Genomic DNA, 22827 nt, shown 5'->3' with positions numbered 1-22827 from the left:
AGCGCCCTCGCCGCACCCGTTCCACATCCCGGCCGCAACAAAAAAGCCCGGCGTTTCCGCCGGGCCCCGTTTTTGCCGATCCGAAGCCTCAGGCTCCGGACTTCATGTCTTCCTTGGCGCGCTCGGAGTAGATGTAGAGCGGTCGCACGTCCCGGTTCTCGACCACTTCCTGGCTGATCACCACTTCCTCCACGCCTTCCAGCATGGGCAGGTCATACATGGTGTCGAGCAGGATGGCCTCGAGGATGGAACGCAATCCGCGCGCGCCGGTCTTGCGGGCGATCGCCTGGCGGGCGATAGCCTTGAGCGCGTCCTCGTGGAAGGTCAGCTTGACGTCTTCCATCTCGAACAGCCGGGCATACTGGCGCACCAGCGCGTTCTTGGGTTCGGACAGGATCTGCACCAGCGCATCCTCGTCGAGGTCTTCGAGGGTCGCGATCACCGGCAGGCGGCCGATGAATTCCGGGATCAGGCCGAAGCGGACCATGTCCTCGGGCTCGACCTCGGCCAGCACATCGCCCACGCGCCGGTCCTGCGGGTCCTTGACCGCCGCCGTAAAGCCGATGGACGACCCTTCACCGCGCGCGGCGATGACCTTTTCCAGCCCCGCGAACGCACCACCGCAGATGAAGAGGATATTGGTGGTGTCCACCTGCAGGAATTCCTGCTGCGGATGCTTGCGGCCGCCCTGGGGCGGAACCGAAGCGACGGTGCCTTCCATGATCTTCAGAAGCGCCTGCTGCACGCCCTCGCCCGACACGTCGCGGGTGATCGAGGGGTTGTCGGACTTGCGGGAAATCTTGTCGACCTCGTCGATATAGACGATGCCGCGCTGCGCCTTGTCCACATTGTAGTCGGCGGCCTGCAAGAGCTTCAATATGATGTTCTCGACATCCTCGCCGACATAGCCCGCTTCGGTGAGCGTCGTGGCGTCGGCCATGGTGAACGGCACGTCGAGGATGCGTGCCAGCGTCTGGGCCAGCAGCGTCTTGCCGCAGCCGGTCGGACCGATCAGCAGGATGTTGGACTTGGAGAGTTCCACATCCTGGTTCTTGGTCGCGTGGTGCAGGCGCTTGTAGTGATTGTGCACCGCCACCGAGAGCACCCGCTTGGCGCGGCGCTGGCCGATGACGTAATCGTCGAGCACTTTGCAGATATCGGCCGGGCTCGGCACGCCATCTGCGGACTTGACCATCGAGGTTTTGGATTCCTCGCGGATGATGTCCATGCAAAGTTCCACGCATTCATCGCAGATGAATACGGTGGGTCCGGCGATCAGCTTGCGGACTTCGTGTTGGGATTTCCCGCAGAACGAGCAGTAAAGCGTGTTCTTGGAGGATTCTCCGCTCGAATTTTCCTTGGACATCTAGCAACTCCAGAAGCGTTGCAAACGCTTGGTTCTTTTTCGCCGATTTCAAACGCTAGCCGAAGGCGCGTGAAAAAATTGTAATCCTCTTCGACCATAATGATCGATTCGCTAGCGTGCAATCGGCACGGGCGCTTGTCCAGCGCCCGCTTTTGCTTGCATTGGTATGGCGTTACGCGCCCGTATCGGGCACGTCCCGCTTCTCATGAACGTGGTCGATCAGGCCGAGTTCCTTGGCCTGTTGCGGGCTGAGGAACCGATCGCGTTCCAGCAGTTCCTCGACCTTGGCGTATTCCAGCCCGGTATGCTTCACGTAGATTTCATTGAGCCGGCGCTTGAGGTCTTCCGCCTCGCGGGCGTGGATCATGATGTCGGTCACCTGGCCCTGGTAGCCGCCCGAAGGCTGGTGCACCATGACGCGGGAATTGGGCAGGCATCCGCGCATATCCTTCTCGCCGGCCGCCAGCAGCAGCGAGCCCATCGACGCCGCCTGCCCCATGCACAAGGTCTGCACCTTGGGCCGGATAAACTGCATCGTGTCGTAGATCGAGAGGCCAGAAGTGACCACCCCGCCGGGCGAGTTGATGTACATGGCGATTTCCTTTTTCGGATTCTCCGATTCAAGGAACAGCAATTGCGCCACGATCACCGAGGCCATGTTGTCTTCGACCACCCCGGTGACGAAGATGATGCGCTCGCGCAACAGGCGCGAATAGATATCGAAGGCCCGCTCGCCCCGATTGGATTGCTCGACCACCATGGGCACGAGGGTATTCATGTACAGATCTACGGGATCCCGCATTGTTTTTCTCCCTCGGGGAATCGAATCATTTGGATCGATCAGATTGCAGGCGATCGCTGCTTAAAGGATGGTAAAGGCTCACATAGGCTTGGCGGCGTTCGCATTCAATAGCAAGCCCGGCATGGCCCAATTATGGCGCATGCTTAACGCCGAGGGGGCCGTCACACGAAGTCGACGGCCACGCCCTTCTTGCGGAAATAGGACTGCATGAGCTTGCGCCCCTGCCGGTTTGGCTGGGCGAGCTTGGCGTTTTCGAACTCGGCCACCTTGACGCCCTCGCGTGCCATCGCGGCCTTGAGATTGGCGATATGGAGGTCGAGTTCCTCATTGTCGTTGCGGATGGAAGTGTAGATGGCCTCGATGGCCTGGGGAACGGTCAAATCGCTCACGATGGCAAACTCCGGTTCTTCTGCGCCCTTCCCTAAAGAATTTTGGCGCGTGGGCAAGGCTCGACCATAGGCAGCACGATTTTCCCGACATAGGCTGGGCCGCGTCAAGACCATGTTGCGGGGCAGGACCAATGGCAGCCATTCTCCAGGTGAGACCGATAACCGGCGTCCCCGACGCCATGCGCGCCAGCGCCCGCCCGTCCGACCCCACCTTCTACCAGGACCCCTATCCCTTCTACGCCGAGCGCAACACCAGCCAGCCGGCCTTTTTCTGGGAGGAGTACGGCCATTGGTGCTTTGCCGATTTCGGGGCGGTGAGCGCGCTGCTGCGCGATCGCCGTTTCGGCCGCGACATCCTGCATGTGGCGACCCGCGAGGAGATCGGCCTGCCCGAGCCCAAGCCGCACACGGCCGATTTCGATCTCACCGAAAAATATTCCCTGCTCAATCTCGAGCCTCCGGCCCATACCCGCCTGCGGACCCTGGTCAATCGCGCCTTCGTGTCGCGGCAGGTCGAGCAGCTCCGGCCCCGCATCGCGATGCTGGCCAACGGGCTGATCGACAAATTCGAAAATGAGGGAGAAGCCGAGCTCATCAAATCCTATGCGGCGCCGCTCCCGGCCATCGTCATTGCCGAGATGATCGGCCTTCCGGCCGAAATGGCCCCGCAACTGCTCGACTGGTCGAACCGCATGGTGACCATGTACATGTTCAGCGTCACGCCCGAAACCGAGCGTGACGCCAACCAGGCCGCGGCCGATTTCACTGCCTATCTGCGCGCGGTGATCGCCGAACGGCGCCGGGCTCCGCGCGAGGACCTGCTCAGCCATATGCTGGGCGCCGAGCAGGATGGCCAGCGGCTGACGGAAGACGAGGTGCTGTCGACGGCCATTCTCCTGCTCAATGCCGGCCATGAAGCGACGGTCCACACCACCGGCAATGCCGTCAAGGCCGTTCTCGAAAGCGGCTTCGATCCGCGCAGCCTGTTCGGGTCGCCAGAGCAGACCGCGGCCACCGTGGAGGAGGCGCTGCGCTTCGACGGACCCCTGCACCTCTTCACCCGCTACGCCCTCGCCGATACCGAAATCGATGGCATCGCGCTGCGAAAAGGCGACGTGATCGGCCTCATGCTCGGGGCCGCCAATCGCGATCCCAAGCGCTTCCTCAACCCCAATACATTCGACCCGTTCCGGACCGATGGCGCACATGTGAGCTTTGGGGCCGGAATCCATTTCTGCATCGGCGCCCCGCTGGCGCGGATCGAGATGCAGATCGCGCTCGGGGTCCTGTTCGATCGCCTGCCCAAATTGCGCCTCGCGTCCAGGCCCCGCTATGCCGACGTCTATCATTTCCACGGCCTGGAGCGGCTCGACGTCGCCTGGTAGGCGGCGCCCGCTCAGTCGAAGGCCACGGCCAGGTCGGCGAGGATGGCCGGCACCATGGCCGGCAGGTCGTCGGCGATCATCCCCGGCCTGCCATGGGCCTGCGCGGCGCGCCCGTGAATGTAAGCGGCGGCGCATGCCGCCTCGAAGGCCGGCATGTGCTGCGCCAGCAATCCGCCGATGAGGCCGGCCAGCACATCCCCGGCTCCGGCCGTGGCCAGCAGGGGCGTGCCGGTGGTGTTGATCACCGCCCTGCCCTCGGGATGGGCGATCACCGTATCGGCCCCCTTGAGCAGAATGACGGCGCCCGAAATCCCTGCGGCCGAGATGGCCTTTTCCGTCTTGGCGCCGCCGCCCGCGCCGAACAGCCTGGCGAATTCGCCCATATGCGGGGTCATCACGGTGGAACGTCCGTCCCGCTGCCTTATGGCCTCGAAAAGCGCCGTCGGCCGTTCGGCGAAGCTGGTCAGGGCATCGGCGTCAAGCACAACCGCCGCCGCGCTCGCCAGCGCCGCGAGGACCATCTGCCGAGCCGGCTCACCGACCCCCAGCCCCGGCCCCAGCACCACGCAATTCTTGCGCCGGTCCTCCAGCATTTCGGCAAGCGCCGCGCCATCGTCGCATGTCTCGAGCATGATCGCCGTCACATGGGCCGCGTGAACCATGAGGGCCGGCGCGTTCCCGGCCAGCGTCACGAGGCCGGCACCGGCCCGCACGGCGCCCCAGGCGGAGAGGCGCGCGGCGCCCGTATGCAGATTGTCCCCCGAGATCACCACGCAATTGCCGGCATCGAATTTGTGCCCATCGGCGCGCCGGCGCGGCAGCGACCACAGATGCGGGTCGTTTTCGTGGAGCGTGATGTTGAGCTCGTCCAGCACACTGTCGGGAATGCCGATATCGGCCAATAGGACATCGCCGCAGAACCGGGCGCCGGGATAGAGAAGATGGCCCGGCTTGTGCCGGAAGAAGGTGACGGTGAGGTCGGCCTCGATCGCGGTTCCGCGCACGGCGCCGGTTTCGCCGTCGATCCCGCTGGGGATATCGATTGCCACCACGTGGCCCGCCGACGCATTGATGGCCGCCACCAGATCGGCCAGTTCGCCCTCGATGTCGCGGGACAGACCCGAGCCGAACAGGGCATCGACGATGATCCCGAAATCGCCCCAGGTCTCCGAGCCGATCCGTTCGACCGGGCCGGTCCACATGCGCGCCATCATGGCGGCATCGCCGGACAGGTCGGATTTGGCGCAGGTCGCCCCCACCCGCACCGGCCAGCCACGTTCGGACAGGAGGCGCGCCACCACGAACCCGTCGCCGCCATTGTTCCCCGGCCCGCACAGAACCAGAACCGGCTGCAGCGGGAAGCGCTGGGTCACCTCATAGGCAACGGCCTGCCCTGCATTTTCCATGAGGGTCAGGGATGCGATGCCGCCGTCCACGGCCAGCCTGTCGGCCAGCGCCATTTGCCTGGGGGTCAAGAGATCCTGCACCGGCCACTCCAAAACTGATCGTCCCGACGGAGCCCCCCCCCCGCGTCCCGCCAGGATAAAACAAAAAGGGTCCCGCAACGTTGCGGGACCCATTCAAATAATCAGGTCTGTGTCGATAACGTGGCCGTGATCAGTGCTCGTGATCGTTGTCGATATCGAAGCTGTCCTCGCCTTCGCGAACGAGCTTGACCAGGTCCTCGCGGCTGATGGGCTTCTCGGCCACATCGGCGAGTTCGACGACATAGTCGATGACCTTGTTTTCGAAGATCGGCGCGCGCAGGCCGGCAAGAGCGTTGGGGTTCTTGCGGTAGAAGTCGTAGACCTGCTGCTCCTGCCCCGGGAAGCGGCGCACTTCGGCGATCAGCGCCTGCTGATGCTCTTCGTCGCTGACATTGATCTCGTTCTTGTTGCCGATCTCGGCAACGACGAGCCCCAGGCGCACGCGGCGCTCGGCGATCTTCTGATAGTCCTCCCGGGCCTTTTCCTCGGTCGTGCCTTCGGATTCGAAGGTCTTGCCGTGGTGCTCGACCTCGTGCTTGACGCGATTCCAGATAGCATCGAACTCGGCGGTGACCAGCTTTTCGGGCACGTCGAACTTGTGGCCTTCATCCAGCGCATCGAGCACCAGGCGCTTGAGGCGCTGCTGGGACAGGTCCTTGTTCTGGGCTTCGATCTGGTCGCGGATCGCCTTCTTGAGGGCCGCGAGGTCTTCGAGACCCAGGGTCTTGGCGAACTCGTCATTGAGCTCGACATCCTTCTTGGGGCCGTCCACATGCAGCATCTTGACGTCGAACTCGGCTTCCTTGCCGGCCAGTTCGGCGTTCTGGTAGTCCTCGGGGAAGGTGACCTTGATGGTCTCTTCGCCGCCCTTCTCGATGCCGACGAGCTGTTCCTCGAAACCGGGAATGAACTGGCCCGATCCCACGACGAGGTGGGTGTGGTCGGCCGAACCGCCCTCGAAGGGCTCGCCGTCGATCTTGCCGACGAAGGAGAGGCCGACCCGATCGCCGTCCTCGACCTTGCCGCCGTCGCCCTTGTCCTCATAGCCGCGGTTCTGCTTGAAGAACTTCTCGACTTCTTCCTCGACCTGGGCGTCGGAGACTTCAACCACGGGCTTTTCGAGCTTGATGGTCTTGAAGTCCATCAGGTCAACCGGCGGCAGGATCTCATAGGAAACGGAGAACTGCAGGTCGCCTTCGCCGTCCAGCACGCGGTTGATCACCGCCTGATCCTCGGACAGATCGATCTCAGGCTGGGTCGCAGCCTTCTCGGAGCGGTCCTCGAGGGTCTTGGAGACGGTGTCGTTGATCGAGTCCTGAAGAACTTCGCTCATCAGCGACCGGCCATAGACCTTCTTGAGATGGCTGGTCGGCACTTTGCCCGGGCGGAAGCCCTTGAGCTGCACCTTGCCCCGAACCTCGTCGAGCTTTTCGTCGAGCCTGGATGCGAGCACCGTCGCCGGAATGGTCACATCGAGCTTGCGACGCAGCCCTTCGTTCAGAGTTTCAGTCACGTTCATTTGCTTGTCGATCCCGTCTTTCATAAAACATGTCTGGAATCCGGCGCGGAACTCTGGCCCGAAGGGGTGGAGTGCGTCTGGCACCCTGCCCCGTCGACCGCCATCGAATCAGCTGGTCCGGTTTGCGGTCCTGCGTGACATCCTCGAAAGATACCGGTCGCGCCGCTTTGGCGGCACTTCCTAAGGCATTTGCAGGTCCTAAACAACCCCGAATTGCCCGGCAGCGCGGCGGTTGCGGCCACAGGCGCTCCGGCGCCTCAGGCCCGCCCCTCCACGAACCCCGCACCTTCTTTGTCGGCAATGCCGCCCAGCGTCTCGACAAAGGCGGTCGGGCGCACGACCATGAAGGTATAGGTGGTGCCGTCGCGTTCGAGGATCAGGCGCTCCGAGGCCATCGCCTTACGCAGGCAAATCGTGAGATGCTGGTCGATCGGGACCGACACCGTTCCCCCATTGCGCCCCGAAAAGGTGAAGCGAAGCTCCTGGGCAAAGAGATGGATCGTGCCGCTGGCCCAGGTGCCCCCATTGCGCCTGATCATATAGGTCACCGCCGGCAACAGAATCCAGCGCCAGACGGCGAACTGATAGTCCTTCGGCAAGGGCCGCAATATGGCCGCGGGCAATGTGGCAAGGGGTTCGGCCGATCCTGAAGCGGTCATGAATCCTGCATCGCTGACAAAATGGTGCGGGTGAGAGGAGTCGAACCTCCACGCCTTGCGGCGCTGGAACCTAAATCCAGTGCGTCTACCAGTTCCGCCACACCCGCATACCAGGTAAGATACTGATTATCCTACCAATTTCAATTCTACCGTTCTAGTTCCCGATTGTCACGGTGACGGTGGCTTTGCCACAATTTGTCACCGCTTTCGTTACATCTTTCAGCACTAGATATTCAATTTCCCGCTTGCGCGGAACGCGTGCTCCCTAGCTCAAACCGGCCCGCCAGTCAAAGCGTAGTTGCGGGCGCAGGCGCGCGGCGCAATATTGACCGCCATGCCTAAATTTTAGACATCCACTCCGATGCCCCTCCCGGCGACGCCATGATCTCTACGCTCCAACCATATGAAATATATTCATATTTCTATTTTTCCCTCAAGTGGCACGCGCCGTGCTTTCCAATGCGCAGCCAGTCCCAACCATGAGGAGACATGGAGATGAAGAAGATCGAAGCCATCGTCAAACCGTTCAAGCTCGATGAGGTCAAGGAGGCCCTGCAGGAGGTCGGCTTGCAAGGCATTACGGTGACCGAAGCCAAGGGATTCGGCCGCCAGAAGGGGCACACCGAACTCTATCGCGGCGCCGAATATGTGGTGGATTTCCTTCCCAAGGTCAAAGTCGAGGTGGTCGTGCCCGACCAGTTGGCCGACAAGGCGATCGAAGCCATTCGCAACGCCGCCCAGACCGGCCGCATCGGGGATGGCAAGATTTTCGTCTCCACGGTCGAGCAGGCCATTCGCATCCGCACCGGCGAAAGCGGGGACGAGGCTCTCTAGAGCCCGTTTCCGGACGCCGTCAAAAATCCCAACACCATTATATGGACCCCCAGAAATGAATTCATCGGAAGACCTGATAAAGCGGATCAAGGACGAGGGCATCAGGTATGTGGACCTGCGCTTCACCGACATGCGCGGCAAGCTGCAGCACGTCACCATGGACGCATCGGTCGTCGATCTGGACATGTTCGAGGAAGGCGTCATGTTCGACGGCTCCTCGATCGCCGGCTGGAAGGCCATCAACGAATCCGACATGGTGCTGATGCCCGATACCGCCTCGGCCTATATCGATCCGTTCTTCTCGGCCCCGACCCTGTGCGTCAATTGCGACATTCTCGAACCGGCCGACTACCAGCCCTATAACCGCGACCCGCGCTCCATCGCCAAGAAGGCCGAGGCCTATGTCGGCACCTGTGGCGCTGGCGATTCCGTGGGCTTCGGTCCCGAACCCGAATTCTTCCTGTTCGACGACGTCCGCTATTCGACCTCGACCTACAAGGTCGGCTTCCAGGTCGATGCGTCCGAACTGGGCACCAATTCGGACTCCGAATATGAAGGCGGCAATAGCGGCCATCATATCCCGCTCAAGAAGGGGTATTTTCCGGTCCCGCCGATCGACAGCGCCCAGGATATCCGGGGTGAAATGCTCGAAGCGCTGGCCGCGATGGGCGTCGTCGTGGAAAAGCACCACCACGAGGTGGCGTCGGCCCAGCACGAACTCGGCATCAAGTTCGCGCCGATGATCACCGCCGCCGACCATGTGCTGCTCTACAAATACGGCGTGCAGCAGGTCGCCCAGTCCTATGGCAAGACGGCGACCTTCATGCCCAAGCCGGTCTATGGCGACAACGGATCGGGCATGCATGTGCACCAGTCGATCTGGAAGGACGGCAAGCCGCTCTTCGCCGGCGACGAATATGCCGGGCTCTCGATGGAATGCCTCTATTACATCGGCGGCGTCATCAAGCACGCCAAGGCCGTCAACGCCTTCACCAACCCGACCACCAATTCCTACAAGCGCCTGGTTCCCGGGTTCGAGGCGCCGGTGCTGCTGGCCTATTCGGCCCGCAATCGCTCGGCCTCATGCCGCATTCCGTTCGGCCAGAGCCCCAAGTCCAAGCGGGTGGAAGTCCGCTTCCCCGATCCGCTGGCCAATCCCTATCTCGCCTTTTCCGCCTTGCTGATGGCCGGTCTCGACGGGATCAAGAACAAGATCCATCCGGGCGAGCCCATGGACAAGGATCTCTATGAACTGCCCAAGGAAGAGCTCAAGAACATCCCGACCGTGGCCGCCTCGCTGCGCGAAGCGCTCGACAGCCTCGACAAGGACCGCGACTTCCTCAAGGCCGGCGGCGTGATGGACGACGATTTCATCGACGCCTATATCGCGGTCAAGATGGAGGAAGTGATCCGCTTCGAGCACACGCCGCACCCGGTCGAATACGAAATGTATTATTCGGCCTGAGACCGGCTCCATCCCATACGAAAAGGGGTCGCCTCGGCGACCCCTTTTTCACGTCTCCGGCCGGATCAGCTCGTCAGCCTCGGCGCATAGCGTTGCGCCAGGGTCAGCGCCGCCTCGCGATCGATATTGGCATAATCCAGCACCCGCTTGGTGAGATAGCCATGCGCGTCCATCTGCACCCCATGGGCCTCGATGATCGCCCGCGCATGGACGGGCTGCAGCGTGGCGCGATAGTCGCGCGGCGTCGTCGTGCGCGCCTGCTTCTTGTGGGTTTCGGCGAGCAGGCCGGCCGCCGTGGCGATGGCCTTGTCGCCGGCCGGAATGCGCATATGGGCCGCCAGCCCCTTGAACTGGCCGGCTGGATCGTCGCGCAGTTCCTCGAACCTGATCACATGCACCTGCGGTTGGCGCTGCGCCGTCCAACTCGCCACATTCTGGCTCCACGAGCCCTGCGGCTCGGACACGAAGGCCGGCCCGGCCTTGACGCGCCGGTCCACCGTCATCATCGCCTCAATGATCCGCATGGGCGGCAGTCCCGTCGCCTCGACCAGCGCCGCCGCCACGTCGAGCGGGGACCGCACGATATAGGTGCCGCCGGCCGAAACCTTGGTGTTGAACGTGGGATGGCCGTAAAACGTCCCGCGCACCGCGTGGGTCCGCACCACCGGAAAGCCCTTGGGATTGCGCGCCAGATATTCATGCACCTGGGGGCGCGCCGCCGCGATCTCTTCCTCATCGAGCGCCTTGGCGTCCTTGCCGGTCACCTCGGCATAGTAGCGTCCCATGGAATCGAGCGGGATGATGTTGTCGATATTGCGCATATCGATCTGCTTGGGCGGATTGGGCTGGCTCAGCGCCACCATCAGGAAAACGCCGGCCCGGACCCACTGGCTGCCCGAGCGCGGATAGGAGGCAACGAAATAGAGCGGGCGAATGGGTTTTTGCTGCGGGTCGGACACGCTGAGAACTCCGGCTTGGAGCGCTCTAGTTATCGCCCGGCGCCAGCCCGCGCAACCGCCCGAAAAGAGTTAGATGACGAAAAACAGGGCGGAGAGCAGGGAAACCATCAGGGGTTTCGGGAGCGAAAGGTGGGCAAGCCGGTACGCAGAACTCTTCAATCCGGCTTGCACCCACCTGAACGGGTCGCGAGAAGATCCAGCCCGGCAATACGCAGCCGAAACGTCCGGTATCTCGCGCATACGGCAACTCCAAACACATGAACCGTATGCACAAACCACTATCCCATGGCGTTTAAGAAAGTGCTGACGAGTGGCAAACCGAAGGTAAACCCCACCCCGCTCCATCCCGCCGCAACTGTTCCATATCGGGATCGCATTCGCCGCCGCCGCGCCGGGGTGCCCGCCCGGAACTATTGAAAAACCTTGGGTTCTGTGGTGTTTCGCGGCATACGGACATTCTATGATCGGCGCGGACGGCTTTCTGATTCGCGTCGGAAAAAAATTCAAGGTCATATGACAGACGATAGCGATCTCTTCGGCGACACCTCCCCCTCTGTGGCACGGCCCGCGCGGCCGGAGCCGGTGCGCGAGACCGTACAGCCGACAGGGTCGTATTCGGCGGCCGATATCGAAGTGCTGGAAGGCCTCGAGCCCGTTCGCCGCCGCCCCGGCATGTATATCGGCGGCACGGACATCAATGCGCTGCATCACCTCTTTGCCGAGGTCATCGACAATGCGATGGACGAGGCGATCGGCGGGCATGCCACGCGCATCGAGGTGCATCTGGGCGCCGACGGCTATGTCTCGGTGGCCGACAATGGCCGCGGCATCCCCGTCGACAGCCATCCCAAGCGGCCGCATCTTTCGGCGCTCGAAGTGATCATGACGACGCTGCATGCGGGCGGAAAGTTCGATTCCAAAGCCTATGAGACCTCGGGGGGCCTGCATGGGGTGGGCGTGTCGGTGGTCAACGCCCTCTCCGACGACCTGATCGTCGAGGTGGCCCTCGAACAGACGCTTTACCGGCAATCCTATTCGCGCGGAAAATCGGCGTCCGCGCTGGAAACTGTCGGCCGCGTCAACAACCGGCGCGGCACGACGGTGCGGTTCCATCCCGATCCGCAGATCTTTGGCACGGCCAAGTTCACCCCGGACCGGATTTTCCGCATGACGCGGGCCAAGGCCTATCTGTTCGGCGGGGTCGAGTTGCGCTGGTCCTGCGACGAGGAACTGGCCGGTGACGCGGTCCCGGCCAAGGCCGTCTTCCATTTCCCCGGCGGGCTCAAGGACTTCATCGAGCGCCGCATCGAGGGCAAGACCCGCGTCGTAGACGAGGTGTTCGCGGGCAAGACCGGACGCCCCGGGGGGCGCGGCTCGGTCGAATGGGCGATCTCCTGGTATCTGGGCGACAGCTTCACCTCCTCTTATTGCAACACCGTGCCCACGCCGGATGGCGGCACCCATGAGGCCGGGCTGCGCACCGCGCTTCTGCGCGGCCTCAAGAACTATGCCGACCTGGTCGGCAACAAGCGGGCCTCGGTGATCACCTCCGAGGACGTGCTGAGCTATTGCGGCGCCATGCTTTCGGTCTTCATCCGCGAGCCCGAATTCGTCGGCCAGACCAAGGACAAGCTGGCGTCCGGCGAAGCCACGCGCATCGTCGATACTGCCATCCGCGACGCCTTCGACCATTGGCTGACCGCGGCGCCCAACCAGGCCAACAAGCTGCTGGACTGGACGATCGAGCGCGCGGAAGAGCGCGTGCGTCGCCGCAAGGAAAAAGAGATCGACCGCAAGTCGGCGACCCGCAAGCTGCGCCTACCCGGCAAGCTCGCCGATTGCAGCCAGGGGGCCGCCCAGGGCGCCGAACTGTTCATCGTCGAAGGCGACAGCGCCGGCGGCAGCGCCAAGCAGGCCCGCGACCGCGCGAGCCAGGCCGTCCTCCCCTTGCGCGGCAAGGTGCTCAACGTGGCCGGGGCCAGCCGCGACAAGCTCGCCGCCAACCAGCAGATCGCCGATCTCGTGCAGGCCCTGGGCTGCGGCACCCGCGACAGGTATCGCGAGGACGATCTACGCTATGACAAGATCATCATCATGACCGACGCGGACGTCGACGGGGCCCATATCGCCTCGCTGCTGATGACCTTCTTCTTCCAGGAACTGCCGCAATTGATCGAGGGCGGGCATCTTTATCTCGCCCTGCCCCCGCTCTACCGCATCTCCCAGGGCGCCAAGACCGCCTACGCCATGGACGACGCGCACCGGATCAGGCTGCTCGAGGAGGAATTCACTGGCCGCGGCAAGGTGGAGATCACCCGCTTCAAGGGCCTGGGGGAAATGCCCCATGCCCACTTGAAAGAAACCACCATGAACCCCAAATCCAGGACATTGCTGCAGGTGCGCGTGGCCAGTGACCGGGGCGCGACGTCCGACACCGTCGACCGGCTGATGGGCAACAAACCTGAGGCGCGTTTCGAGTTCATCTCCGAAAAAGCAGCCTTCGTCACCGATGTGGACGTTTGAACCCTCTATTTGGCGGGCCCATTAATCTTTACGGCCAAATCGAGATTGACTCGAACCTTGAGTGGTTTATGGTCCCGCTCGTCAGAGGCCACCCTTTGCCGGATATCGATCACCGACCAACCGGCCCTAACAGTGTTTGGACTAGTCGCGTACCGAATATCGATTGGCGTTTCGACAGACCTCGATCATCGCGATCTGTCACCTGCACCAGAACTCTCTGACCAAAGATGATGGACATCTAATTTGACGATTGAATTTTCCCAGCTCGGCTTGGGCGACAAGGTAACCGATGCGGTCGCCGCGGCTGGCTATACGACACCTACCGAAATCCAGGCCCAGGCCATCCCCGAAGTCCTTCAGAAAAAGGACCTGATCGGCATCGCCCAGACCGGCACCGGCAAGACGGCCTCCTTCGTGCTGCCGATGCTGACGCTGCTGGAAAAGGGCCGGGCCCGCGCGCGCATGCCGCGCACGCTCATTCTCGAGCCCACCCGCGAACTCGCGGCGCAGGTGCATGAGAATTTCGAGAAATACGGCAAAAATCACCGGCTGACCGTCGCATTGCTGATCGGCGGCGTGTCCTTCGAGGACCAGAACAAGAAGCTCGATCGCGGCGCCGACGTGCTGATCGCCACGCCCGGGCGCCTGCTCGACCATTTCGAGCGCGGACGCCTGCTGCTCACCGGCGTCGACATCCTCGTCATCGACGAGGCCGACCGCATGCTCGACATGGGCTTCATTCCCGATATCGAGCGGATTTGCGGCCTGTTGCCGTCGCGGCGCCAGACGCTGTTCTTTTCCGCCACCATGCCGCCGGAAATCCAGAAGCTCACCAAGCGCTTCCTGCGCGATCCCGTGAAAGTGGAGGTCGCCCGGCAGAATTCGACCGCCGAGACCATCACCCAGGGTCTCCTGCGGGTCGGCAGGACACCGGCCGAGAAGCGGGCCGCCCTGCGCGACCAGATTCGCGCCGCCAGCGAGCTGAGGAACGCCATCGTGTTCTGCAATCGCAAGCGCGACGTGGCGACCGTGGCGCGCTCGCTCGAACGCCACGGCTTTTCCGCCGGTGCCCTGCATGGGGACATGGACCAAAAGAGCCGCATGGACACCCTCGACCGTTTCCGCGCCGGCGACCTTCCGATCCTCGTCGCTTCGGACGTGGCGGCGCGCGGCCTCGATATTCCGGCGGTGAGCCATGTGTTCAATTTCGACATACCCACCCATGCCGAGGACTATGTCCACCGCATCGGGCGCACCGGCCGCGCCGGCCGTTCGGGCGTCGCCGTCACCCTGGTGAGTTCGGGCGAGGACAAATATGTCGACGCCATCACCAAGCTGATCCAGCGCGATATCGAGTGGCTGAAATCCGAGACCGCCCCGGCGCAGAGCGCTGAAAAGGCGGAAAGCAATCGCGGCGGGAACCGCAGGCCAAGGCGCGAAAAGCCGTCAGAGCCGGAGGCCGCTCCCCAGCAGGCGGCGGCTCCCCAAGCAGCGGCGCCCAAAGCGCCCCGCCAGGAGAGAAAGCCCAGCCAGCCCCGTCAGGAACGCCGCCATTCGAGCCATGACGATGGTCCGGCGAGCTTTGAGAGCGAGGGGCATATCCCCGCCTTCCTGCTGCGCTCGGCCGTCAAGCGGGCCTGAAGTCCAGACCGGGCCCGGCGGGAGCGCTCAGGCGGTCGCTTCCGACCGCGCGCGCGCCAGTTCGGCGAGATCGGCGGGCTTGAGCTGCACGCTCTCGCCGCACCCGCAGGCGCCTTCCTGATTGGGATTGTTGAAGGTGAAGCCCGAGGACATCTTGGTTTCCTCGAAATCCATGACCGTCCCCAGAAGGAACAGGGTCGCCTTGGGCTCGACCCAGACATCGACGCCCTTGTCGCGCACATGGTCGTCGCCCGGCACGGGCTCGCTGACATAGTCGAGCGTATAGGCCATGCCGGCGCAGCCGGCGTTCTTGACGCCGACGCGCACGCCGGACACCGGCTTGTCGCTGTCTTCGATGATCTCCCTGATCCGTTCCGCCGCAGCGTCGGTCAGTTGCATGATCGCGAAAGCCATTCCGTCACCACCAGTTGAGCGCAACCTGCGCTTCCTCGCTCATCCGATCCGGTCCCCAGGGGGGATCGAACACCATATTGACGTCCACGTCCTGGATGCCTTCCACCGAGCGGGCGGCATTTTCCACCCAGCCGGGCATTTCGCCGGCCACCGGGCAACCGGGCGCGGTCAGCGTCATGTCGATCTTGAGGTTGCGGTCATCATCAAGATCGACCTTGTAGATCAGGCCGAGCTCGTAGATATCGACCGGGATTTCCGGGTCGTAGACCGTCTTGAACGCGGCGATCAGGTCGGCGGTGATGCGTTCGACCTCTTCGGGCGGCAATGCGCTGCCGCTCTCGACAAAGCCATTGGTTGCGGTATCAGTCATGACAGTCCCGTTTCAAAAGAATGAGCGCGCCTTTTCGATCGCCTCGACCAGCACGTCCACATCGTCCTTGCCACTATATAGGGCAAACGAAGCCCGACATGTAGAGCTCGCGCCAAATCTGTTGAGCAGCGGCATGGCGCAATGGGTCCCGGCCCGCACCGCAACTCCGTAGCGGTCCAGGATGGTCGCCACATCGTGGGCATGGGCGTTTTCGAGGGTGAACGAGAAGATGCCCCCCTTGCCCGCCGCATCGCCGATCAGCCGCAGGGAATTGATGGCCGACAGGCGCTCGAGCGCATAGGCCGCGACCTCGCGCTCATGGGCTTCGATCGCGCCGCGCCCAAGGCCCTCGACATAGTCGATCGCCGCGCCGAGCCCGATGGCCTGCACGATGGGCGGCGTTCCCGCCTCGAAGCGGTGCGGGGGCTCGTTATAGGTGACCATGTCCTCGGTCACCTCCTCGATCATCTCGCCGCCGCCCATATAGGGCTGCATCTCCGCCAGCAGATCATGCTTGCCGTACAGCACGCCGATGCCGGTGGGCCCATAGAGCTTGTGGCCGGTAAAGACGTAGAAATCGGCGCCGATCTCCTGCACGTCGACCCTGGTATGAACCGCTGCCTGGCTCCCGTCGAGGAGAACGGGGATGCCACGCGCATGGGCGATCTCGACGATCTCCCGGGCCGGATTGATCGTCCCCAGCACGTTGGACATATGCGTGATCGCCACCATGCGGGTGCGGTCGGAAAGCGCCGCGGCAAAGGCATCGAGATCGAAGGTGCCGTCCGGCTGGACGTCCACCCATTTGATGACGGCGCCCTTGCGCTCGCGGTGAAAATGCCAGGGCACGATATTGGAGTGATGCTCGGCGAGGGAGATGACGATCTCGTCCCCCTCCCCGATGCGCGGCCCGCCAAAGGCAGCGGCGACCAGATTCATCGCCTCGGTCGCCGAACGGGTGAAGATGATTTCCTCGACCCGCCGGGCGTTCAGAAAGGCCCTGACCTTCTCGCGCGCGCCTTCATAGGCCGCCGTCGCCCGGTTGGCGAGCGTATGCAGGCCGCGATGCACATTGGCATATTCATGCCGATAGGCGTGGTCCATCCGGTCCAGCACCTGCACCGGCTTTTGCGCCGAGGCACCGGAATCGAGATAGACCAGCCGCTGACCGTGGATGTCCTCACTGAGGATCGGAAAGTCGGCGCGGACCGTGGCGAGATCGAATGCCATCAGGCGCCTTTCTGCAGCCAGCGCTCGACGACCCCGGACAGGGCCTCGGCCACATATTCGTTCTCCACGGCCTCGGTGATCTCCTCGAGGAAGGCCCGGATCAGCAGCGTCTCGGCTTCCGCGCACGGAATGCCGCGGCTCATGAGGTAGAACAGCGAGCTCTCGTCGAGATCGCCGCAGGTCGCACCGTGGCCGCACACCACGTCGTCGGCAAAGATCTCAAGCTCCGGCTTGGCGAGAATTTCCGCCTCGTCCGACAGCATCAGACCCTGGGTCATCATCTTGGCGTCGGTCTTCTGCGCGTCCTGGGCGACATTGATCTTGCCCTGGAACACGGCCTTGCCGCGCCCGCGCGCGATCTGCTTGTAGAGCTCGGCCGAGGTCGTGTGGGGCACCCCGTGCGTCACGTCGAGGGTGATGTCGCGGTGCTCCTCCGTATCCACGACGTTGAGGCCGAGGAAATCGCCATGGGCGCCCTCGCCCACGAAATCGGCGAACACATTGACCCGCGCCAGATGCGCGCCGGCATTGACGACGATCGATTTCAGCCTGGCGTCAGCCGCGAGCCGATATTCGAGCGTGGCGAAATTGACCGCCTGGCGCGCCGAGAGATCGACCACGATATGGGTTACCTCGGCGCCGGCGCCCACGGACACATAGCTGCCGGCATTGCCGATATGGGCCGCATCGCTGCCCGAAATCGTCTCGATGATCGTGGCGGTCGTGCCGGATCCGATATTGATCTTGGCGCCCGACTGCACATGGGCACCGGGGCCTTCCATGCGCCGGTCCACATGGATCACCGGATCGACCGAGCCGGACAGTTCGAGATTGAGCGATTCCTTGACCAGTGCCGCGTTGAGACGCACCAGCACATCGTCGCGCGTCGTCAACACCGAACCGGTGGCCTTGCCCACGATGATGCCCGCCGGGGCCGTTCCCGCCGGCTGGACCACGCCATTGGCGATCACGATGCGGTAGGCGCCGGCAATATCGATGGCCGGGGCGCTGACGTCATTGGCCGGCGCCGCCAGCGGCGGCACGGCGCTCAGCAGCGTCTTGAGGTCGGTATAGTGATAGCTCTCGACCCGGCGGGTCGGCAGCCCGGCCACCCGCAACCGCTCTGCGGCGTCCCGGGCTCCGGCGTTTTCGAGCTGGGCGACGAGGCTTTCCTCGGCCGCGCTCAGCCGTACAGGAGTTTCAACATGCATGGATAACCGTCCTTATGCCGCGTGGGTCTCGTCGAAATCGGCATAGCCCTTGGCTTCCAGTTCCAGCGCCAGGGATTTGTCGCCGGTTTCCACCACCCGGCCGGCCGAGAACACGTGCACCACGTCGGGCACGATATAGTTGAGCAGGCGCTGGTAGTGCGTGATGACCAGCATGGAGCGATCCGCCGAGCGCAGCTTGTTGACGCCCTCGGACACCACCTTGAGCGCATCGATATCGAGGCCGGAATCGGTCTCGTCGAGGATGCAGAGCTGCGGCTCGAGCAGCGCCATCTGCAGGATTTCGGCGCGCTTCTTCTCGCCACCGGAGAACCCGACATTGAGCGGACGCCGCAGGAATTCCTGCTTGATCTCAAGCAGGTTGGACGCGTCCTTGACGGCCTTCATGAACTCGGGCGTCGTCAATTCCGCTTCGCCGCGCGCCTTGCGCTGGGCATTCATCGCCGCCTTGAGGAAGGTCATGGTGGCGACGCCGGGGATTTCGATGGGATACTGGAAGGCAAGGAACAGCCCGGCCGCGGCGCGCTCGTCGGGGCCCATCTCCAGCAGGTCCTCGCCGTTGAACAGCACCTGTCCTTCGGTCACTTCATAGTCTTCCTTGCCGGCCAGCACGTAGGACAGGGTCGACTTGCCAGAGCCGTTGCGTCCCATGATGGCGTGCACTTCACCGCGATTGAGCGTCAGGTTCACGCCCTTGAGGATTTCATTGTCCTCGACGCGAACGTGCAGGTTCTTGATCTCAAGCAACGGAGTGCTCATGTCTCGTCTCCAATATTTTCGCCGTCGAGATAATCGAGGCTCGTTTCTTCTCTTCCGATATAGCGCAGGCGGTGCCGCGCTGTGCCTTGGACCGGACGGCTCGACACCATGAACTTCCCGCTATCGGGATATTCGCAGACGTCGATGTCCGCCTTGGACGAAAACACCAGATATTTCAGCGTTTCCGTCCCCGTATTGATCAATTGGTGGGCATAGGCGGGGCCGCCCACCGGTGCGCCGAGCACGTCGCCGCCCCGCACCTTGTATGTCTTGTCCCCGAACCGGTAGTCGCCCTCGCCCGAGAGGATCACCAGCATTTCGTCCTCGCCGTGGTGCACATGGTGCGGGCAGGCGGTCTTGCCCGGGGCAACCTCGGTATAAGAGCACCCCAGCCGGGTGAGCTGGAGGATGTTGCCGACATAGGCGTCGTAGGATTCGAACCAGCCGCGATCGGCATTGCGGTCGAGCGCGGCGTCCGACAGCCGTAGAACGGGATTGTAGTGCGCTTGCGTCATGGGCGGCGCTCCGTGACTTCCCCGTCGTAATCATCGGCCATGTCGGCCGTGCGACCCTTGAAGAAGAAGCGCGACCTGGCCGTCCCGGGGATCAGCCGGCTCGAGACGAGGAACTTGCCGCTGTCGGGAAATTCCAGGACGTCGAGATCGGCCTTGGAGGACACCACGAGATATTTCAGCGTCTCCGGCCCGGTATTGAACAGTTGGTGCGCATAGTCCGGCCCGCCCAGCGGCGCCCCCAGCACGTCCCCCGCCCGCACCGCATGCAGGCGTCCGCCGAACCGGTATTCACCTTCGCCGGCCAGAATGACCAGCACTTCGTCCTCGGCATGGTGCACGTGATAGGGACAGGCGGTCTCGCCCGGTGCCACCTCGGTATAGACGCAGCCCAATCGCGTGAGCTGCAACAGGGTGCCGATCGCTGCATCCATCGACGCCATCCCGCCCTCGCTGGACGGCTCCAGCGCGAGTTCGGAAATCCGGGCGACGGGAGTGTAGGAAATGTCGGTCATTCCTCTTCTCCGTGCCCGAGATTCTCGGCGTTGTTGACGATGGAACGCAGCGGGAAATTCATCAGCCGACGCTGCCTTCGAGCGAAATGTTGATGAGCTTCTGCGTCTCGACCATGAATTCCATGGGCAGGTGCTGCAGCACGTCCCGCACGAAACCGTTGACGATCAGCGCCACGGCTTCTTCGTCCGACAATCCGCGCTGCAGGCAGTAGAACATCTGGTCGTCGGAAATCTTCGAGGTGGTCGCCTCGTGCTCGAACACCGCCGAGGAATTGCGGCTCTCGATATAGGGGATGGTGTGCGCGCCGCAGCGGTCGCCGATCAGCAGGCTGTCGCACTGGGTGAAATTGCGCGCATTGGTGGCCCGGCGGTGCGCCGAGACCTGGCCGCGATAGGTGTTGTCGGACCGGCCGGCGGCGATGCCCTTGGCGATGATCCGCGAGGACGTGTTCTTGCCCAGATGGATCATCTTGGTGCCGGAATCGACCTGCTGCTTGCCGTTGGAAATGGCAATCGAATAGAACTCGCCACGCGAGCCGTCGCCGCGCAGGATGCAGCTCGGATATTTCCAGGTGATCGCCGAGCCGGTCTCGACCTGGGTCCAGGAGATCTTGGAATTCTTGCCGCGGCAATCGCCACGCTTGGTGACGAAATTGTAGATGCCGCCCTTGCCGTCCTTGTCGCCCGGATACCAGTTCTGCACCGTCGAATACTTGATCTCGGCGTCGTCGAGCGCGATCAGTTCCACCACGGCGGCGTGGAGCTGGTGCTCGTCGCGCATGGGCGCCGTGCAGCCCTCGAGATAGCTCACATAGGAGCCTTCCTCGGCGATGATCAGCGTGCGCTCGAACTGGCCGGTATTGCGCTCATTGATGCGGAAATAGGTGGAGAGCTCCATCGGGCAACGCACGCCCTTGGGAATATAGACGAACGAACCGTCGGTGAAGACCGCCGAATTGAGCGTGGCGTAGAAGTTATCGGTCACCGGAACCACGGTGCCCAGATACTTCTTCACCAGTTCGGGATGCTCACGCACCGCTTCGGAAATCGAGCAGAAGATGATGCCGTACTTGGCCAATTCCTCGCGGAAGGTCGTGACGACCGAGACCGAGTCGAACACGGCATCGACGGCGACATTGCCGCTGAACGGGGTTCCCGTTGCGCTGTCCTCGTCCTGGACGCCGGCCAGGATCTTCTGTTCCGAGAGGGGAATGCCCAGCTTCTCATAGGTGCGCAGCAGTTCGGGATCGACCTCGTCGAGCGACTTGGGGCCGGTGACGTTCTTGGGCGCGGCATAATAATGCTGGTCCTGGAAATCGATGGCAGGATAGGAGACGCGCGCCCAGGTAGGCTCCTGCAGCGTCTGCCAGCGCCGGAAGGCTTCCAGCCGCCATTCGAGCATCCATTCCGGCTCGTTCTTCTTGGCTGAGATGAACCGGACGGTATCCTCGTCCAGGCCCTTGGGCGCCTTTTCGGTTTCGATCACCGTCTCGAAGCCGTATTTGTACTTATCGACGTCGAGCGCCCGTACCTTGTCGACCGTTGCGCGGTCGATATTTTCCTTCAGCGTCGGGATGTCGGCATAATCTGACATGGTCGTCTCCAAAACTCTAAGCAGCCGCGCCTTTGCGGCGGTGGCGACTCAGCACCGTTTCATAGGCCTCGAAAAAGGCATCGATATCCCGGGCGGTGGAACTCCAGCCCAGGCTGACCCGAAGGCCGCATTCACTTAAGTCGGGCGCGACGCCCATCGCGGCAAGCACGTGAGAGCGTCCCACCTTGCCCGAGGAGCACGCCGAACCCGACGAAACCGCGATCCCCGCCAGGTCGAGGCTCATCATCGCGACAGTGTTCCTGATCCCCGGAACCGCGAAATTGACCACCGTGCCGATCCGTTCCGCACCCTGGGAGAAAACCACCACATCGGGAGCCAGCGCCCGCAGTCGCGTTTCGAAATCGCTGGCCAGCGCGCATGCACCCTTGAAATCCAGCGCCCTGCCGATCTCGGCGCATGCCGCGCCGAAGCCTGCAATCAGGGCCGCCGATTCGGTGCCGCCCCGCCGGCCCTGCTCCTGCCCGCCACCGGGCACGAGCCGCACGACATCGGCGTGCCCCTTGACCAGCAGCGCGCCGATTCCGGCCGGGCCACCGATCTTGTGGGCGGACACCGCCATCATATCGGTAGCCGAAGCGGCAAAGTCCAGACTGCGCTTGCCGAAAGCCTGCACCGCATCGATGACGAGAATATGAGGCGTCGGCCCCACCATCGCCTCGATCCGCGCGCGCGGCTGCACCAGCCCCGTCTCATTGTTGACCCAGGAGACGGCCACCAGCAGCTTTTCGCCGGCCTCGCCGGCCCTGTCGATCTGCTGCCGCAGGACGTCCAGATCGATCGTTCCCTGCGCATCGACCCCGATCACCTGCACGGGAACCCCGCTGGCGTCCGCCGCCTTGAGGGTCGCGGCGTGGTCGGTGGCGCACACCAGCACGCGGTCGATGCCGAAGGCCTTGACCCCGCCGACGATCGCCTGGGTGATCGCCTCGGTCGCCGAACCGGTAAACACCACCTGCCTGGCTTCGGCCCCGGCCAGGGCCGCCACCTGTTCGCGGGCGCCATCGATCACGGCGCGCAGCGCCCGGCCCTGGCCATGCACCGAAGACGGGTTGCCAACCAGATCCAGCGCGTGCAGGATCGCATCCCGCGCTTGCGGGAGAAGCGGCGCCGAAGCGTTATGATCGAGGTAAACCGTCATCGATCCGTCAACTCGC

The 22827-nt window shown here is 63.2% G+C and carries 21 protein-coding genes and 1 tRNA gene; 5 read left to right on the top strand and 17 right to left on the bottom strand.

All coding sequences use genetic code 11. From position 1 onward, the window contains the following. Positions 1-88: 88 nt before the first annotated feature. The 3 genes from clpX to DVH29_RS07300 form a co-directional block, all read right to left on the bottom strand. Positions 89-1366, bottom strand: a complete 1278-nt coding sequence (gene clpX / locus DVH29_RS07310) for an ATP-dependent Clp protease ATP-binding subunit ClpX (RefSeq protein ID WP_114645513.1) — start codon at positions 1364-1366, stop codon at positions 89-91. 172 nt (positions 1367-1538) lie between these two features. Further along, entirely contained in the window at positions 1539-2168 is a 630-nt protein-coding gene (locus DVH29_RS07305; RefSeq protein ID WP_114645512.1) for an ATP-dependent Clp protease proteolytic subunit, read from the bottom strand. A 161-nt stretch (positions 2169-2329) separates the two neighbouring features. Further along, complete coding sequence (locus DVH29_RS07300; protein WP_114645511.1) at positions 2330-2557, bottom strand: hypothetical protein; 228 nt, start codon at positions 2555-2557, stop codon at positions 2330-2332. A 131-nt stretch (positions 2558-2688) separates the two neighbouring features. Here DVH29_RS07300 and DVH29_RS07295 point away from each other — a divergent pair, with 131 nt between their 5' ends. Next, a complete protein-coding gene (locus tag DVH29_RS07295) occupies positions 2689-3942 on the top strand; it encodes a cytochrome P450 (RefSeq protein ID WP_114645510.1) in 1254 nt (417 codons plus the stop codon). A gap of 11 nt (positions 3943-3953) precedes the next feature. Here the strand turns inward: DVH29_RS07295 and DVH29_RS07290 are convergent, their stop codons facing one another. From DVH29_RS07290 to DVH29_RS07275, 4 genes are all read right to left on the bottom strand, one after another. Beyond that, entirely contained in the window at positions 3954-5429 is a 1476-nt protein-coding gene (locus DVH29_RS07290; RefSeq protein WP_245944911.1) for an NAD(P)H-hydrate dehydratase, read from the bottom strand. 130 nt (positions 5430-5559) lie between these two features. Next, on the bottom strand, positions 5560-6948 hold the full coding sequence (tig, locus tag DVH29_RS07285) for a trigger factor (RefSeq protein ID WP_114645588.1): 1389 nt from the start codon (positions 6946-6948) through the stop codon (positions 5560-5562). A gap of 257 nt (positions 6949-7205) precedes the next feature. Continuing rightward, a complete protein-coding gene (locus DVH29_RS07280) occupies positions 7206-7607 on the bottom strand; it encodes a hypothetical protein (protein WP_147276029.1) in 402 nt (133 codons plus the stop codon). Positions 7608-7629: 22 nt separating this feature from the next. Further along, a tRNA-Leu gene (locus tag DVH29_RS07275) sits at positions 7630-7714 on the bottom strand. Between the two features lie 388 nt (positions 7715-8102). On the opposite strand from DVH29_RS07275, the gene DVH29_RS07270 reads away from it, so the two are divergent. Both DVH29_RS07270 and glnA read left to right on the top strand, forming a co-directional pair. Further along, a complete protein-coding gene (locus tag DVH29_RS07270; protein ID WP_014130680.1) occupies positions 8103-8441 on the top strand; it encodes a P-II family nitrogen regulator in 339 nt (112 codons plus the stop codon). Positions 8442-8496: 55 nt separating this feature from the next. Then, the gene (gene glnA / locus DVH29_RS07265) at positions 8497-9906 is read left to right on the top strand and encodes a type I glutamate--ammonia ligase (RefSeq protein WP_114645507.1); all 1410 of its coding nucleotides are present in this window, start codon (positions 8497-8499) and stop codon (positions 9904-9906) included. Between the two features lie 65 nt (positions 9907-9971). On the opposite strand, the gene DVH29_RS07260 is transcribed toward glnA, so the two are convergent. Then, positions 9972-10865: a sulfotransferase domain-containing protein gene (locus DVH29_RS07260; RefSeq protein ID WP_158541597.1), complete on the bottom strand. Its 894-nt coding sequence runs from the start codon at positions 10863-10865 to the stop codon at positions 9972-9974. Between the two features lie 513 nt (positions 10866-11378). Here DVH29_RS07260 and parE point away from each other — a divergent pair. Together parE and DVH29_RS07250 are read left to right on the top strand one after the other, a co-directional pair. Then, positions 11379-13388 (top strand): DNA topoisomerase IV subunit B, encoded by a 2010-nt coding sequence (gene parE, locus DVH29_RS07255; protein WP_114645505.1) that lies wholly within the window; start codon positions 11379-11381, stop codon positions 13386-13388. Between the two features lie 243 nt (positions 13389-13631). After that, on the top strand, positions 13632-15029 hold the full coding sequence (locus DVH29_RS07250) for a DEAD/DEAH box helicase (protein ID WP_439331616.1): 1398 nt from the start codon (positions 13632-13634) through the stop codon (positions 15027-15029). A gap of 27 nt (positions 15030-15056) precedes the next feature. Here the strand turns inward: DVH29_RS07250 and sufA are convergent, their stop codons facing one another. The 9 genes from sufA to DVH29_RS07205 form a co-directional block, all read right to left on the bottom strand. Further along, positions 15057-15443: a Fe-S cluster assembly scaffold SufA gene (gene sufA / locus DVH29_RS07245; RefSeq protein WP_114645504.1), complete on the bottom strand. Its 387-nt coding sequence runs from the start codon at positions 15441-15443 to the stop codon at positions 15057-15059. Between the two features lie 4 nt (positions 15444-15447). Further along, positions 15448-15813 (bottom strand): SUF system Fe-S cluster assembly protein, encoded by a 366-nt coding sequence (locus tag DVH29_RS07240; protein WP_114645503.1) that lies wholly within the window; start codon positions 15811-15813, stop codon positions 15448-15450. A gap of 12 nt (positions 15814-15825) precedes the next feature. Next, on the bottom strand, positions 15826-17043 hold the full coding sequence (locus DVH29_RS07235; RefSeq protein ID WP_114645502.1) for a cysteine desulfurase: 1218 nt from the start codon (positions 17041-17043) through the stop codon (positions 15826-15828). After that, on the bottom strand, positions 17043-18254 hold the full coding sequence (gene sufD, locus DVH29_RS07230) for a Fe-S cluster assembly protein SufD (RefSeq protein ID WP_114645501.1): 1212 nt from the start codon (positions 18252-18254) through the stop codon (positions 17043-17045). The genes DVH29_RS07235 and sufD overlap by 1 nt, the downstream gene beginning before the upstream one ends. Before the next feature lie 12 nt (positions 18255-18266). Beyond that, on the bottom strand, positions 18267-19031 hold the full coding sequence (gene sufC / locus DVH29_RS07225) for a Fe-S cluster assembly ATPase SufC (RefSeq protein WP_114645500.1): 765 nt from the start codon (positions 19029-19031) through the stop codon (positions 18267-18269). Then, positions 19028-19546, bottom strand: a complete 519-nt coding sequence (locus DVH29_RS07220) for a cupin domain-containing protein (protein ID WP_114645499.1) — start codon at positions 19544-19546, stop codon at positions 19028-19030. Before DVH29_RS07220 ends, sufC begins: the two co-directional genes overlap by 4 nt. Further along, entirely contained in the window at positions 19543-20058 is a 516-nt protein-coding gene (locus DVH29_RS07215; protein ID WP_114645498.1) for a cupin domain-containing protein, read from the bottom strand. The genes DVH29_RS07220 and DVH29_RS07215 overlap by 4 nt, the downstream gene beginning before the upstream one ends. A 61-nt stretch (positions 20059-20119) precedes the next feature. Further along, a complete protein-coding gene (gene sufB, locus DVH29_RS07210) occupies positions 20120-21652 on the bottom strand; it encodes a Fe-S cluster assembly protein SufB (protein ID WP_114645497.1) in 1533 nt (510 codons plus the stop codon). Between the two features lie 16 nt (positions 21653-21668). Then, positions 21669-22811 carry a cysteine desulfurase family protein gene (locus DVH29_RS07205; RefSeq protein ID WP_158541596.1) on the bottom strand — a complete coding sequence of 381 codons (1143 nt, stop codon included), beginning with the start codon at positions 22809-22811 and terminating at the stop codon, positions 21669-21671. Positions 22812-22827: the final 16 nt, after the last annotated feature.

The sequence above is a fragment of the Pelagibacterium lacus genome (assembly GCF_003345525.1).
In the GTDB taxonomy this organism is placed as follows: Bacteria; Pseudomonadota; Alphaproteobacteria; order Rhizobiales; family Devosiaceae; genus Pelagibacterium; species Pelagibacterium lacus.
Note: the sequence above shows the minus strand (reverse complement) of the source record. Positions and strands in the feature narration are given on the sequence as shown.